The sequence below is a fragment of the Streptomyces clavifer genome (genome assembly GCF_036345975.1).
Taxonomy (GTDB): domain Bacteria; phylum Actinomycetota; class Actinomycetes; order Streptomycetales; family Streptomycetaceae; genus Streptomyces; species Streptomyces clavifer.
In genome coordinates this window covers 3,827,849-3,841,309 of sequence record NZ_CP107793.1, presented here as the reverse complement: position 1 = coordinate 3,841,309, position 13,461 = coordinate 3,827,849, and the positions used below count along the sequence as shown (strand labels likewise).

The following is a 13,461-nucleotide window of genomic DNA, read 5'->3' as shown; positions in this document are numbered from 1 at the left end:
CGCTGTTCTCAGTAGGAGAAGGCCATCGGCCGGTCGGCGTCATGGTCGTGGCCGCCGATCCTGGTGGGCGGGTTGAGGTCGGCCTCCGTGAGTTCGGGCGGCCCGGCCTTGACGTACTTCACGAGCAGCTTGACCTCGACCACGGCGAGCACCGCGTACAGAGCGGTGAAGACGATCATCGACGTGAGGACCTCACCCTGCGAGACGCCGGGGGAGACCGCGTCGCGCGTCTGGAACACGCCGTAGACGACCCAGGGCTGGCGGCCCATCTCGGTGAAGATCCATCCCCAGGAGTTGGCGATCAGCGGGAAGAGCATGGTCCAGAGGGCGGTGAGCCAGTAGAGCTTGGTCAGTTTCGGGCTGAGTGCCTTGTTCCTGAAGAGCACCAGATGCGGCACCTCGTCCTCACCCGTGCGCATCGCCGGCGGCAGCAGGAACCTCCGCCGGGTCAGCCACAGTCCCAGCAGGCCGAGCCCGAAGGACGCCATACCGAAGCCGATCATCCAGCGGAAGCTCCAGAAGGCGACCGGGATGTTGGGCCGGTAGTCGCCCGGGCCGTACGTCTCCACCAGTTGGTCGTTGATGTCATTGATGCCGGGGACGTAGGAGTTGAAGTCGTTGTCCGCCAGGAAGGACAGCACTCCGGGAATGGAGATCTCCACGGTGTTGTGGCCCTCGGCCACGTCACCGACCGCGAAGAGGGAGAAGGGCGCACCGTCCTCGCCCTCCCACAGCGCCTCGGCGGCGGCCATCTTCATCGGCTGCTGCTCGAACATCACCTTGCCGAGCGTGTCTCCGCTGACCGCCGTGAGCGCCCCCGCGGCCACCACCGTCACCAGTCCCAGTCGCAGCGAGGTCCGCATCACCCGGATGTGCTTCCTGCGTGCCAGGTGGAAGGCGGAGATGCCGACCATGAAGGCGCCGCCGACCAGGAAGGCCGCCGTGATGGTGTGGAAGAACTGGGCGAGTGCGGTGTTCTGGGTGAGCACCTGCCAGAAGTCCGTGAGCTCGGCACGACCGCGTTCCTCGTTGATGCGGTAGCCGACCGGATGCTGCATCCAGGAGTTGGCCGCCAGGATGAAGAACGTGGAGAGGATGGTGCCGAGGGAGACCATCCAGATGCAGGCGAGATGGATCTTCTTCGGCAGCTTGTCCCAGCCGAAGATCCACAGCCCGATGAAGGTCGACTCGAAGAAGAAGGCGATCAGCGCCTCGAAGGCGAGCGGGGCTCCGAAGACGTCACCGACGAACCGCGAGTAGTCGGACCAGTTCATCCCGAACTGGAACTCCTGGACGATGCCGGTGACCACACCCATGGCGATGTTGATCAGAAAGAGCTTTCCCCAGAACTTGGTGGCCCTGAGGTACTTCTCGTTGTCCGTGCGCACCCAGGCGGTCTGCAGGCCGGCTGTGAGCGCGGCGAGAGAGATCGTCAATGGGACGAACAGGAAGTGGTAGACGGTGGTGATGCCGAACTGCCATCGCGCCAGAGTCTCTGGTGCCAGAGCTAGATTCACGCCCTCTTCTCCTTGCGTCGCCGTGATCACAGCCGCTGCTCGCCCCCTTCAATCCCGTTGATCACGGGAGAAAACGGGGCACGCTTGTGAACGCGTTCACATTCACAAGCAATTATGGCGCACATGGATTCGAAGCGTTCGAGCGGGGGGTGGTTTCCGGCCGACCCGGCCGAGCCACCCGAAATCGGACGTCGCGCCACCGGGACGAAGCGGGCCACAACGGCCCACAGCACGGTGGCCCCGGACCTCGTCACCCGAGGTCCGGGGCCACCGTGGGGCGCGGCCGGCACGAGGCCGTCGCGTGCCGCCCTACTTCTCCCTGCGGTACGACTCCGCCACCTTCAGGAACATGTCGTTGGCCTCCGTCTCCCCGACGGTGACCCGCACGCCTTCACCCGCGAACGGCCGGACCACCACACCCGCCCGCTCACACACCGCGGCGAAATCGAGCGTACGGTCGCCGAGCCGCAGCCAGACGAAGTTCGCCTGGGACTCGGGGACGGTCCAGCCCTGCCGCACCAGCCCCTCACGCACCCTGGTGCGCTCGCCCACCAGCGCCCCGACCCGGCCCAGCAGCTCGTCCTCGGCGCGCAGCGAGGCGACCGCGGCATCCTGCGCGACCTGGCTGACCCCGAAGGGGACGGCCGTCTTGCGCAGTGCCGCCGCCACCGGCTCGTGCGCCACGGCGAAGCCGACCCGCAGCCCCGCCAGGCCGTACGCCTTGGAGAAGGTCCGGAGCACCGCCACATTGGGCCGGTCCCGGTAGATCTCGATGCCGTCCGGCACGTCGGCGTCCCGGACGAATTCCTTGTACGCCTCGTCGAGCACCACCAGCACGTCCCCGGGCACCCGGTCCAGGAAGCGCTCCAGCTCCGCCCTGCGCACCACGGTGCCCGTCGGGTTGTTCGGGTTGCAGACGAAGATCATCCGCGTGCGGTCCGTGATCGCTCCGGCCATCGCGTCCAGATCGTGCACCTCGCCGTCGGCCAGCGGCACCTTGACCGACGTCGCGCCGCTGACCTGGGTGATGATCGGGTACGCCTCGAAGGAGCGCCAGGCGTAGATGACCTCGTCGCCCGGGCCGGAGGTGGCCTGCAGCAGCTGCTGCGCCACACCGACCGAGCCGGTGCCGGTGGCGAGGTGCGCGAGAGGCACACCGAACCGGTCGGACAGCTCGTTCATCAGGCCGGTGCACGCCATGTCCGGGTACCGGTTGAAGTGCGCAGCCGCGGCGAGTGCCGATTCCATCACCCCCGGCAGCGGGGGGTACGGGTTCTCGTTGGAGGACAGCTTGAAGGCAACCGGTCCGTCGGCCGACGCCGGCTTCCCCGGCACATAGGCAGGGACGCCGTCCAGCTCGGCGCGCAGCTTGGGGCTCGTCTCGCTCACCGCAGGTCCTCCTCGACCATCCGTACACATCAATACTGCTCACCTTATGAGGATTGGGCGCCCCTGCGAATGGCCCGGCGGCGAAATCGTTCCGTCCGCCGGGAAGCACCGGTCGCACGAGGTGCCGGCCGGCTCTCCGGAGGGGGAGCGCTGCCCGACCCGGCGCACGCTGGTGGCTCGCGCCCTGGCGCGCATCCCTCGAAGGGGTGAGTTGAGACCTCTTCGAGACATGAACCATTGAGCAGGTTCATGCACGCCGACACGAGGGACAACAGCATGCAGACCACCAATAGCCTTACATTGCAAGGCGCTTATCCCTTAATGATCATGCAGAAACGTGCCTGTCGGCGTGTGCATATGCGTCCGGCGCCACCCCCCGTCGGAGCCCTACTATCGGCTCGCCATGACAGCAGCAGGGAAGCACCAGGTGAGCCGGACAGAGACGCCCCGGCGCAGCGGCCGGCCGGGACGGGCGGGCATCCGGGATGTTGCCGCAGCGGCCGGAGTCTCCATCACGACCGTCTCCGACGCGCTCAACGGCAAGGGCAGACTTCCGGATGCCACCCGCCGCCATGTCCGCGAGGTCGCCGAACGGCTGGGCTATCGCCCGTCCGCGGCGGCCCGAACCCTCCGTACCGGCAAGTCGGGGCTCATCGGCCTGACCGTGACCACGTACGGGGACGAACCTTTCACCTTCACCGAATTCGCTTACTTCGCGGAGATGGCGAGAGCGGCCACCTCGGCGGCGCTCGCCCGCGGCTACGCCCTGGTCATCCTGCCCGCGACCTCACGCCACGACGTGTGGTCGAACGTCGCCCTCGACGGCACGGTCGTCATCGACCCCTCCGACCAGGACCCGGTGGTCACCGAACTCGTCCGCCAGGGGCTGCCGGTGGTGTCCGACGGCCGCCCGGCCGGCACACTGCCCGTCACCGCCTGGGTCGACAACGACCACCGGGCGGCCGTGCTCGACCTCCTCGACCATCTCGCAGCAGCGGGAGCCCGCCGCATCGGGCTGCTGACCGGCACCACCACCGACACGTACACCCGCCTCTCCACCACCGCCTACCTGCACTGGTGCGAGCGGGTCGGCCAGGACCCCGTCTACGAGTCCTATCCGGCCCACGACCCCTGCGCGGGCGCGGTCGCCGCCGACCGACTCCTCGCCCGCCCCGACCGCCCCGACGCCGTCTACGGACTCTTCGACCCCAACGGGACCGATCTGCTGGCCGCGGCCCGCCGCTACGGCCTGCGGGTCCCCGAGGACCTGCTGCTGGTCTGCTGCAGCGAGTCCACCGTGTACGCGTCGACCGAGCCGCCCATCACGACGCTCTCGCTCAAGCCGCGCAGGATCGGCACGGCGGTCGTGCAGCTCCTCATCGACGCCATCGAAGGGGTCGAGCACGACGGTCCGGTGGAACAGGTGATACCGACGGAACTCATCGTCCGGACCTCCTCGCAACGACGGCCGCCCCGCACCACGGTCAGCGCGCCGCGTTCACCCGCAGGGGATTGATCGGATCAATCCGGGATGAAACGGTCGATGAACCATGTGTGCGTCCGGATTCACCACCCCTGGTGCGTCACACAGCACGATCCGCATTCCTATGATGGGCGCACGACACCGCGGACCACCTCTACCAGGCAGGGCCCGTCAGGTGTACGGCGGCGCGACGGTGGTGGAGGGGTCGATGACTCAGGGGGCCGGTCAGGGACCCGTGGTGCGGACAGCGACGTTGCGTGACTTCCGCGTACCGCCGTATGCACAGGCGCCGTTGTCGCCGTTGCCGCATCCGGGCAACGTCGCAGCGGGCGACGAGCCGCCGGAGGGCTACACGCCCACCGCGCGCGATCTTCCGGTGATCAACCGCGGGGACACCGTGCAGGTGCGGACCGTTCCGGAGCCGCGTCAGGTCGCCGACGGGGAGCGCGGCCCGCTGTACGTCGTCGGGGACGTGCACGGCTATCTGGACGAGCTCCTGGCGGCGCTCGGCGAGCAGGGCCTCGTGGACGCCGACGGCCACTGGGCCGCCGGCAACACCAGGCTGTGGTTCCTCGGCGACTTCACCGACCGCGGTCCGGACGGCATCGGCGTCATCGACCTCGTCATGCGCCTCTCCGCGGAGGCGGCCGCGGCCGGCGGGTACTGCAAGGCCCTGATGGGCAACCACGAGCTGCTGCTCATCGGCGCGAAGAGGTTCGGCGACACCCCGGTGAACTCCGGCGCCGGTACCGCGACCTTCCAGGCCGCCTGGCTGCTCAACGGCGGCCAGAAGACCGACATGGAGCGGCTCCAGGACGTCCACCTCCAGTGGATGGCCCGGCTCGACGCGGTCGTGGAGGAGGACGGGCATCTGCTGATGCACTCCGACACCACGGCGTACCTCGACTACGGGTCCACCATCGAGGACGTCAACGACACCGTGCACGCCATTCTCACGCGGCATGACGCCGACGAGTGCTGGGACCTCTTCCGCAAGCTCACCAAGCGCTTCGCCTTCCGTGACGAGGGCGGTGCCGAAGCCGTCCGCGAACTCATGTCGACCTACGGCGGCCGACGCGTCGTCCATGGTCACAGCCCCATCCCGTATCTCCTCGGCGAGGTCGGGTCGGAGGACGGCGAGGACAGCGCCCGCCCCGCGGTGGACGGTCCGCACGTGTACGCGGACGGGCTGGCCATCGCGATGGACGGCGGCGTGACCATGGCCGGAAAGCTGCTCGTCGTCGAACTACCCCTGCCTGACTGACGGTCGCAGGGGGCAGGCCCGCGGCGACCTGACATCGCCGTCTGCCGGGCCAATTTCCGGAAACCCCCTGTCACCCCGTGCGGTAGGCGCTCTACCATCGGCGTATCAGTAGCAGGCTCTCCTCCGTTTCCGCCCGATCGCCCGGCCCATGCGGTCGATCAGGCCCTACGGAGCATCGGGGGATGCACATGAAAAGCGCTCCGCACCTGCTGGCCGAGGACCGCCCGGAGTATGCGCGGATCCTCGCAGACGCGCTGCGTCACGCCCATGAACGCCCGGATCTGGACGGAGTCGGGGACCGGCTCAACACGGAGCAGCTGCGGACGATGGCGCTGGACGCCACGGCGCTGATCACCGCGGCCGCGGCCACCGAGTACGAGCACTACGTGAAGGTCCGCGGCGACCTGCGCAGACCGTCCGATCCGCCGGACCCCGACTCCGTCCTCCGGCCCGCCACGGAAGAGGCGGACGGGCCGGGCGCGGGCACACTCGCGGTGATCACCGTGCTGGCTCCCGTCCTCGCGGGCACCGCCGCCCTGATATTCCTGCTGGTCGGCTATCTCCTGAAGGCCGTCAGCCCCACCATGGCCTTCGCCGGCACCATGGTCGCCGCCGGGTGGTTCTTCGCGGCGGTCGCCGCCGCGGCCATTCTGGTCGCCGCGGTCGGACTCCTGGTCACCGCGCTGCGCAACGGTTCCACGGCCCTGCCCGCGCCGGACGAGGAGAACGAACTGCCGGAGGACGTGGCCCGGGCCAGGGAGGCCTGGCGCCACGCCCTGCTGGAGCGCGGCATCCTGCCCTTCCTGCGGGATGCCCTGGCCGACCCCACCGCGGGGCCCGCGGCGCGGACACCGCACCGCTCGCCGAACCGCATCCCGAAGATCGGCTACAGCAGCCCGGACTTCTCCGGACCGCAGGACGGGCCTTCGGCAGGACCGCGTCCGACCTTCACCAGCCCCGACTTCACCAGCCCGGACTTCGGAGGCCCCGAACACCGGCCGGAGTGATCCCCACCGGGTCCTGGCCCGGCCGCGACCCCGCCGTGTCACGGAAACACGTCCCCGGTTCACGACCGGCACCGTGGGGCCGCTCACGCTTCGACGGCCGGTACCGCCGCACGGCAGAGGCCGGGGCAGCTCCCGCTGCGCCCGGCCTCTGCCGTCGGTTGTACGTGCTCCGGTCGCCGGAGCGTCCCCTCAGACTCCCTGCGGAGCCAGCTTGGGGTCGGCGCCGTACTCGTTCGCCTCACGCGCACCCTCGGAGCACATGAAGACGAGCAGGATGATGCCGCCCACCAGCGGGACGAACGCGATCAGGAACCACCAGCCGGAGCGGCCGGTGTCGTGCAGCCGGCGCACGACGACGGCGAGCGAGGGAACCAGCACGGCGAGAATGTAGATGCCGTAGGGGATCTGGGACTCGATGGCGAAACCTATGGCCAGCAGGACCACGGCCACGATGGCGTTGAAGAGTGCGAACATCCAGTACTCCTTGCGGCGCGCGCGCCCACTGAAGCCTGCATAGTTCTTGAGTACGTCCAGGTACCAGTTCACTGTGATTCCCTCCCCTGGCGCCCCCGTTGGAGGCGCACACCTTTTCGGCCAAGCACAGCGGAAGGTAGGTCACAGATAAGGAACCGGTCAAGCACAGGCAGACTCCTGGCGAAACGTACATCCAGCTGCCACGTTTCCGTGTCCTTATCGTCTCCGAACACCGCCCGGAAGCAACGCAGTACAGGATCGATCAGCTGAAATCAGCCATTGACCGGATGCTTCGTGATGTATGTATACAACCCGAAAAACAGCCCAGCGGCGCTGCCTCAGGGGCATGTTGCCCGAGGCAGCGCCGCTGGAAGCGCCCCTACGCGGCCACCCGCGGCCGCGTAGGTCTCAGTCCGCGATCGGCAGATAGACGCGGTTGCCGGCCGCCGCGAACTCCTTGGACTTCTCCGCCATCCCGGCCTCGATATCGACCTGTTCGCTCCCGTGTTCGCGCCGGATGTCGTGGGAGATCTTCATCGAGCAGAACTTCGGGCCGCACATCGAACAGAAGTGTGCGGTCTTGGCCGGCTCGGCCGGAAGCGTCTCGTCGTGGAACTCCCGTGCCGTGTCCGGGTCGAGCGCCAGGTTGAACTGGTCCTCCCAGCGGAACTCGAACCGGGCGTCCGACAGTGCGTCGTCCCACTCCTGCGCCCCGGGGTGCCCCTTGGCGAGATCCGCCGCGTGCGCGGCGATCTTGTAGGTGATGACGCCGGTCTTCACGTCGTCCCGGTTCGGCAGCCCCAGGTGTTCCTTGGGCGTGACGTAGCAGAGCATCGCCGTCCCCCACCAGGCGATCATCGCCGCCCCGATGCCCGAGGTGATGTGGTCGTACGCGGGAGCGACATCGGTGGTCAGCGGGCCGAGCGTGTAGAAGGGTGCCTCCTCGCAGATCTCCTGCTGGAGGTCGATGTTCTCCTTGATCTTGTGCATCGGGACATGTCCGGGACCCTCGACCATCGTCTGCACGCCGAAGCGCTTGGCCACGGAGTTGAGCTCCCCGAGGGTGCGCAGCTCGGCGAACTGCGCCTCGTCGTTGGCGTCGGCGATGGATCCGGGGCGCAGCCCGTCACCGAGGGAGTACGTCACGTCGTAGGCCGCGAGAATCTCGCAGAGCTCTTCGAAGTGCTCGTAGAGGAACGACTCCTTGTGGTGCGCGAGGCACCACGCCGCCATGATCGAGCCGCCGCGGGAGACGATGCCGGTCTTGCGACGGGCGGTCAGCGGGACGTACGGCAGCCGGACGCCGGCGTGCACCGTCATGTAGTCGACGCCCTGCTCGGCCTGCTCGATGACCGTGTCCTTGTAGATCTCCCAGGTCAGCTCCTCGGCCCGGCCGTCGACCTTCTCGAGGGCCTGGTAGAGGGGGACGGTGCCGATCGGCACGGGGGAGTTGCGCAGGACCCACTCGCGCGTGGTGTGGATGTTGCGGCCGGTGGACAGGTCCATGACCGTGTCGGCCCCCCACTTGGTGGCCCAGGTCATCTTGTCCACCTCCTCCTCGATGGAGGAGGTGACCGCGGAGTTGCCGATGTTGGCGTTGACCTTCACCAGGAACCGCTTGCCGATGATCATCGGCTCGATCTCCGGATGATTGACGTTGGCCGGCAGGACGGCCCGGCCCGCGGCGATCTCCTCGCGCACGACCTCCGGTTCGACGTTCTCCCGGATCGCCACGTACTCCATCTCCGGGGTGATCTCCCCCCGGCGGGCGTACGCGAGCTGCGTGACCGGCTGTCCGTCGCGGCTGCGGCGGGGCTGACGCGGGCGGCCGGGGAAGACCGCGTCGAGGTTGCGCAGACCGCCGCGTGGGGAGGTGTGCTTGAGTCCGTCGTCCTCCGGGCGCGCGGGACGGCCCGCGTACTCCTCGGTGTCCCCGCGCGCGATGATCCAGTTCTCCCGCAGGGGTGCGAGCCCGCGGCGGACATCGGTCTCGGTGGTGGGATCGGTGTACGGACCCGACGTGTCGTACAGCGTCACGTCCTTGCCGTTGGTGAGATGCACCTGGCGGACCGGCACCCGGAGGTCCGGGCGCGAACCCTGGACGTACCCCTTGTGCCAGCCGATGGACTTCCCGGCCTCGCCGCTCCCGGAGTCCTGCGCGTTCTGGGCTTCTTCCTGCTTCGAGGCAGGCGTGCGTGCGTCCGCTGTGGTCATGAGACCTACTCCCTACGCCGGCATTACCCGGTAACAGGTTCGTCGGTCGGCGCAGCGTTTCCCGTACGGATGTACGGAGGTCAGCGCCCTCTCAGCCCGGTGCTCCGAGCTCCCGCGTGTGCAAAGGTGACCCCACGCTAGCGTCCCTCCTGGCGTGCTGGCCAGAGGGCCTCCCCCGTTCTTGGGATGATCGCCGGGTGACATCCCCCCGAAGCGCCCCCGAACCCCAAGGCCCCGCATCCGGCAGCACACAGAGTCATGCGCACGGCCACACACACAGCCACGGTCCTGCCGCGCCCGTGTCCAAGCATCTGCGCAAGGTCATCGCGGCCGTGCTGATCCCGTTCGCCACCGCGGTCTTCGTCGGTCTGGTGGCGTTCTGGCCCGGCGGGGCCCCCGCCCACGAGCGCACCGGAGTCGGTTTCGACCGGCAGACCCAGGACGGGAAGGTGGTGAAGGTCGTCAACGTCGACTGCGCGGACGTGAACGCCGCGCAGGTACCACCGACCGGTGACACCTCGACAGCCTCGGGTCGAGAGGCCGTCAACGAGGAGACGGGGCTGTGCAAGAAGGCCACGGTCGAGGTGACGACCGGCGACGACAAGGGCCGTACGTTCGTCGAGGTGGTCCAGCCCGACGCCTCCAGGCAGCTGCGGGAGGGTCAGGGAGTGATCGTGGCGTACGCGCCCGACGCCCCCCGGGACCTGCAGTACTCGGTGACGGACGTGGCCCGTTCGTTCCCCATGGCTCTGCTCGCCGGGATCTTCGCGCTCGCGGTGATCGTGGTCGGCAGGCTGCGCGGTCTGATGGCACTGATCGCGCTGGCGGTGTCGTTCGCCGTGCTGACCCTGTTCATCCTTCCGGCGATCCTGCAGGGCTCGAATCCACTGGTGGTCGCGGTGATCGGTGCCAGCGCCATCATGCTGATCGCTCTCTACACCTGCCACGGACTGACGGCCCGCACCTCCGTGGCCGTGATCGGCACGCTCATCTCACTGCTGCTGATCGGGCTGCTGGGTTCACTCTTCATCGGCTGGGCGAGCCTCAGCGGCAACACGGACGACAACACCGGCCTGATCCACGGGTTGTTCCCGAACATCGACATGAGCGGTCTGCTGCTGGCCGGTGTCATCATCGGTTCGCTCGGGGTCCTCGACGACGTGACCGTCACCCAGACGTCGGCGGTCTGGGAACTGCATCAGGCGGACCCGGCCATGGGTGTGCGCCGCCTCTACCGGGCGGGCATCAGAATCGGCCGCGACCACATCGCCTCGGTCGTCAATACGCTCGTACTCGCCTACGCGGGCGCCGCGCTGCCGCTGCTGCTTCTCTTCTCGATCGCCCAGAGCAGCGTGGGGACCGTGGCCACCAGCGAACTGGTCGCGCAGGAGATCGTCCGGACCCTGGTCGGATCGATCGGGCTGGTCGCCTCGGTGCCGGTGACGACGGTGCTCGCGGCCCTGGTGGTCTCCGCGGACCGCACGGGGCTCGGCGCGGAAGCCGAAGCTCCTGCACCCGTACGGACCGGGAGGGGCCGACGCCGAAAGGCGTGAGCGCGGGCACCGGAGGCATGCCCCGGGGCACCGCTGTTCGCGGTCGCGCGCCGCTCGGCCGGAGGTCCCGGGCGGCCATGTCCTCGGCCGGGTCTCCCTGTTCCTCAGCCGGCGTTCTGCTCCTTGGCGAGGATGCGGCCGAGGGCCTCTTCGAGATTGCCGTCGAAGTCACCCAGCGTGTGCTCCTGTCCCAATGGCACCAGCTTGTCCGTCCGGTCTAGGAAGGCCACAAGAGGAGCCGTGCCGGCTCGGAAGAGCGCACGGTCCGCGCCGACCTGAAGGCGGATGTGTACATCCGAAAGACCCTCGGGCTCGATCGGCCCGATGTGCACATCACCGTCGCCGCTCGGACTGTTGAGACCGTCGAGCAGCAGCTCACGGCCGAAAGCCCAGGTGACGGGGGCGTCACCCGGCAGGTGGAAGGTCATCCGGATCGCGTACGGATCTCCCACCTCGTACCGGAGCTCCACCGGAATACGGAACGAAAGCTCCTCGGAGACGAGGAAGCTCATCATGACCTCTGCTTGAACCGACTCGCGCATCGTTCAACCCCGCAGTAGATGAATCTGGCCAGGAATGATCCCCCATGGCCCTATTGACGCCATCGTGGTGCACGCGATAGCAGATCACAAGGAGTGATTTTTCAGATACTGATAGAGAACACGAACGAGCGCAAGAGCGCGGTCACTTCGCAGCGTAGTTGTTCGACTGCAGCGAGCAACCGTTCCTCTTGGTCCAGGGGGAGAGAAACAGCCATCGCCGCCACGGCGGGACCCACCGTGATCGGAATGGCCGCGCAGACCGTCCCCAGCGCGTACTCCTGCCGCTCGATGACAGGTTCCGTCCGCTTCATAGATCCGAGCCGGTCGAGGAACGTGGCACGGTCCCGTACGGAGTACCGCGTCAGCTGCCGGACCGGGTGGCGGTCCAGATGGTCCTCGCGGGCCCTCTCGTCGAGCTGGGCCAGCAGGCACTGCCCGAGCGCATGGGCGTGCCCCGTCTCCCGGAACGAGGCCCACTCGCCCACGGCGGGAGCGGCAGGCGTGTCCGCCACCGCGATGATCTCGATCTCCCCCTCCCGATAGAGGGCGCAGTACACGGGCGCACCGATGACCTCCGCCCAGCGCGCGAGCGAGTCGACGATCACACCGGGGCGGGCCACGGGCTGCCCGCCACCGGTGAGGCGCTCGGCAGCGGCGCCGAACAGGAAGACGCCGTTCTCCCTGCGGAGGTAGCCCTCATGGGTCAGAGTGCGCAGCAGGTGGTAGGCCGTGGGAAGGGGGAGGCCCGCCTCCCGCGCGAGCTGCTTCGCCGGCGCCCCGTCCCGATGGGTACCCACAGCCTCCAGCAGCCTCAACGCCCGTTGAACCGATCCGATCAACGTCGGGGCAGCGGGACTCGATGCCGTGGTCACAGGTCACCCCCAGGCATGGTGACGGGCATTCAGCCCTCCCGCGGGGGCCGCCCCCGCGGGCCCGCCGCGAGCCCGAGGTCCGGAGACCGGACGGTCGCACAGACTCCGAGCAGAATGGTGACGGGCAGTCACTTCTCAGCCGACGGCAGCGGTACGCCACTGTATCGGCACGCTCCGTCACGAGTGAGGTTTCGTCCTGGACTTAGCTCAGCTGGGCTAATCGCCGTATCGCCGGCTTGTCATCCGTCCGTCCGGCCGTGCGTGATCCGGTGACCGTCCGGCCGTGCGTGATCACGTTCTCCGGCCGCCGCAGGGAGGGTACTGCGCCACCCGCCGGCCCCGTGGGACTGCGTCGCCCCGCCCGGCCGTGGGCACCGTGCCGGCCGCCGGACCATGGATCCGGCGGCCGCCCGCCGTTCCTACCAGTCGCTGCGGGAGGACGACGCCATGAACTTCCTCACGACGAAGACCAGGCCACCGACCAGCACGACGAAGACCAGCACCTTGAACAGCAGACCGATGACGAATCCGACCACGCTGGCGATCAGGCCGCCGAACACGACGATCGCGATGAGAGGCACCGCGACCCACTTCACCCACCAGGGCATCCCCGCGAAAATCTCCCGCACCGCCATCGTCCCGACCTCGTCTCTGTGAGTTCCTGCCTCGATGCTAGAGGCGCGGGGGCGGCCGGCGGAGGGCCGGGATCCCCCGAAGTCCCCTGATCGATCCCCTAGGGAACGCGCCGGCGGAACCGCTCAGCCCTCCGGCGGGGAGAAGACCACCATCACCCGGAGGTCCTCCGTGATGTGGTGGAACTTGTGGGCGGCCCCGGCGGGTACGTACACGACGCTCCCCCTCCCGACCTGTGTGGTCTCCATCCCGACCGTGATCGATGCACGGCCGCTGACGACGAAGTAGACCTCGTCCTGGTTGTGCGGCTGCTGCGGGTCGAGTTCACCGGCGTCCAGCGCGTACAGGCCGACGGACATGTTGCGTTCCCGGACGAACTGCAGGTAGGCGCCGTCATTGGCGGCCCGCTCCGCCTCGAGCTCGTCCAGTCTGAATGCTTTCATCGTCGGTCCGCTCCTCGTGCCTTTACTCGTCCGCACTGCCGGTGTCCGCCACCGATCACGTCTGCAACGA

At 68.4% G+C, this 13,461-nt stretch carries 12 protein-coding genes; 4 read left to right on the top strand and 8 right to left on the bottom strand.

The genetic code is table 11. The features are described 5' to 3' along the window. Window positions 1–8 precede the first annotated feature (8 nt). Window positions 9–1,517, bottom strand: a complete 1,509-nt coding sequence (locus tag OG927_RS16550; RefSeq protein ID WP_056793122.1) for a cytochrome ubiquinol oxidase subunit I — start codon at window positions 1,515–1,517, stop codon at window positions 9–11. A 309-nt stretch (window positions 1,518–1,826) separates the two neighbouring features. Next, window positions 1,827–2,906: a histidinol-phosphate transaminase gene (gene hisC, locus OG927_RS16545; protein ID WP_056793123.1), complete on the bottom strand. Its 1,080-nt coding sequence runs from the start codon at window positions 2,904–2,906 to the stop codon at window positions 1,827–1,829. A 403-nt stretch (window positions 2,907–3,309) separates the two neighbouring features. Between hisC and OG927_RS16540 the strand changes: the two genes are divergently transcribed. The 3 genes from OG927_RS16540 to OG927_RS16530 all read left to right on the top strand — a co-directional run bounded on the left by OG927_RS16540 (window position 3,310) and on the right by OG927_RS16530 (window position 6,660). Continuing rightward, entirely contained in the window at window positions 3,310–4,422 is a 1,113-nt protein-coding gene (locus tag OG927_RS16540; RefSeq protein ID WP_037758261.1) for a LacI family DNA-binding transcriptional regulator, read from the top strand. A 175-nt stretch (window positions 4,423–4,597) separates the two neighbouring features. Continuing rightward, window positions 4,598–5,653 (top strand): metallophosphoesterase, encoded by a 1,056-nt coding sequence (locus OG927_RS16535; RefSeq protein WP_056793571.1) that lies wholly within the window; start codon window positions 4,598–4,600, stop codon window positions 5,651–5,653. A gap of 182 nt (window positions 5,654–5,835) precedes the next feature. Continuing rightward, window positions 5,836–6,660, top strand: coding sequence for a hypothetical protein (locus tag OG927_RS16530; RefSeq protein WP_209470147.1), 825 nt, complete (start codon window positions 5,836–5,838; stop codon window positions 6,658–6,660). Between the two features lie 189 nt (window positions 6,661–6,849). On the opposite strand, the gene OG927_RS16525 is transcribed toward OG927_RS16530, so the two are convergent. Then, window positions 6,850–7,206, bottom strand: coding sequence for a DUF805 domain-containing protein (locus OG927_RS16525; RefSeq protein WP_209470148.1), 357 nt, complete (start codon window positions 7,204–7,206; stop codon window positions 6,850–6,852). A 336-nt stretch (window positions 7,207–7,542) separates the two neighbouring features. Next, window positions 7,543–9,348 carry a phosphomethylpyrimidine synthase ThiC gene (thiC, locus tag OG927_RS16520; protein ID WP_056793126.1) on the bottom strand — a complete coding sequence of 602 codons (1,806 nt, stop codon included), beginning with the start codon at window positions 9,346–9,348 and terminating at the stop codon, window positions 7,543–7,545. Window positions 9,349–9,545: 197 nt separating this feature from the next. Between thiC and OG927_RS16515 the strand changes: the two genes are divergently transcribed. After that, complete coding sequence (locus OG927_RS16515) at window positions 9,546–10,901, top strand: YibE/F family protein (RefSeq protein ID WP_056793127.1); 1,356 nt, start codon at window positions 9,546–9,548, stop codon at window positions 10,899–10,901. Between the two features lie 104 nt (window positions 10,902–11,005). Here OG927_RS16515 and OG927_RS16510 read toward each other — a convergent pair whose 3' ends face one another. From OG927_RS16510 to OG927_RS16495, 4 genes are all read right to left on the bottom strand, one after another. After that, window positions 11,006–11,443, bottom strand: a complete 438-nt coding sequence (locus OG927_RS16510; protein ID WP_056793128.1) for an SsgA family sporulation/cell division regulator — start codon at window positions 11,441–11,443, stop codon at window positions 11,006–11,008. Window positions 11,444–11,544: 101 nt separating this feature from the next. Beyond that, window positions 11,545–12,315, bottom strand: a complete 771-nt coding sequence (locus OG927_RS16505; RefSeq protein ID WP_319100498.1) for an IclR family transcriptional regulator — start codon at window positions 12,313–12,315, stop codon at window positions 11,545–11,547. A gap of 419 nt (window positions 12,316–12,734) precedes the next feature. Beyond that, window positions 12,735–12,944, bottom strand: coding sequence for a DUF5326 family protein (locus OG927_RS16500; protein WP_056793572.1), 210 nt, complete (start codon window positions 12,942–12,944; stop codon window positions 12,735–12,737). A 129-nt stretch (window positions 12,945–13,073) separates the two neighbouring features. Further along, window positions 13,074–13,391 carry a cupin domain-containing protein gene (locus OG927_RS16495; protein ID WP_056793130.1) on the bottom strand — a complete coding sequence of 106 codons (318 nt, stop codon included), beginning with the start codon at window positions 13,389–13,391 and terminating at the stop codon, window positions 13,074–13,076. Window positions 13,392–13,461 lie beyond the last annotated feature (70 nt).

Excerpts from the sequence above, each read along its gene's own strand:
- OG927_RS16535 (WP_056793571.1), top strand. The coding sequence starts at position 4,598 with ATGACTCAGGGGGCCGGTCAGGGACCCGTGGTGCGGACAGCGACGTTG.
- thiC (WP_056793126.1), bottom strand. The coding sequence starts at position 9,348 with ATGACCACAGCGGACGCACGCACGCCTGCCTCGAAGCAGGAAGAAGCC.
- OG927_RS16530 (WP_209470147.1), top strand. The coding sequence starts at position 5,836 with ATGCACATGAAAAGCGCTCCGCACCTGCTGGCCGAGGACCGCCCGGAG.
- OG927_RS16540 (WP_037758261.1), top strand. The coding sequence starts at position 3,310 with ATGACAGCAGCAGGGAAGCACCAGGTGAGCCGGACAGAGACGCCCCGG.
- OG927_RS16510 (WP_056793128.1), bottom strand. The coding sequence starts at position 11,443 with ATGCGCGAGTCGGTTCAAGCAGAGGTCATGATGAGCTTCCTCGTCTCC.
- OG927_RS16495 (WP_056793130.1), bottom strand. The coding sequence starts at position 13,391 with ATGAAAGCATTCAGACTGGACGAGCTCGAGGCGGAGCGGGCCGCCAAT.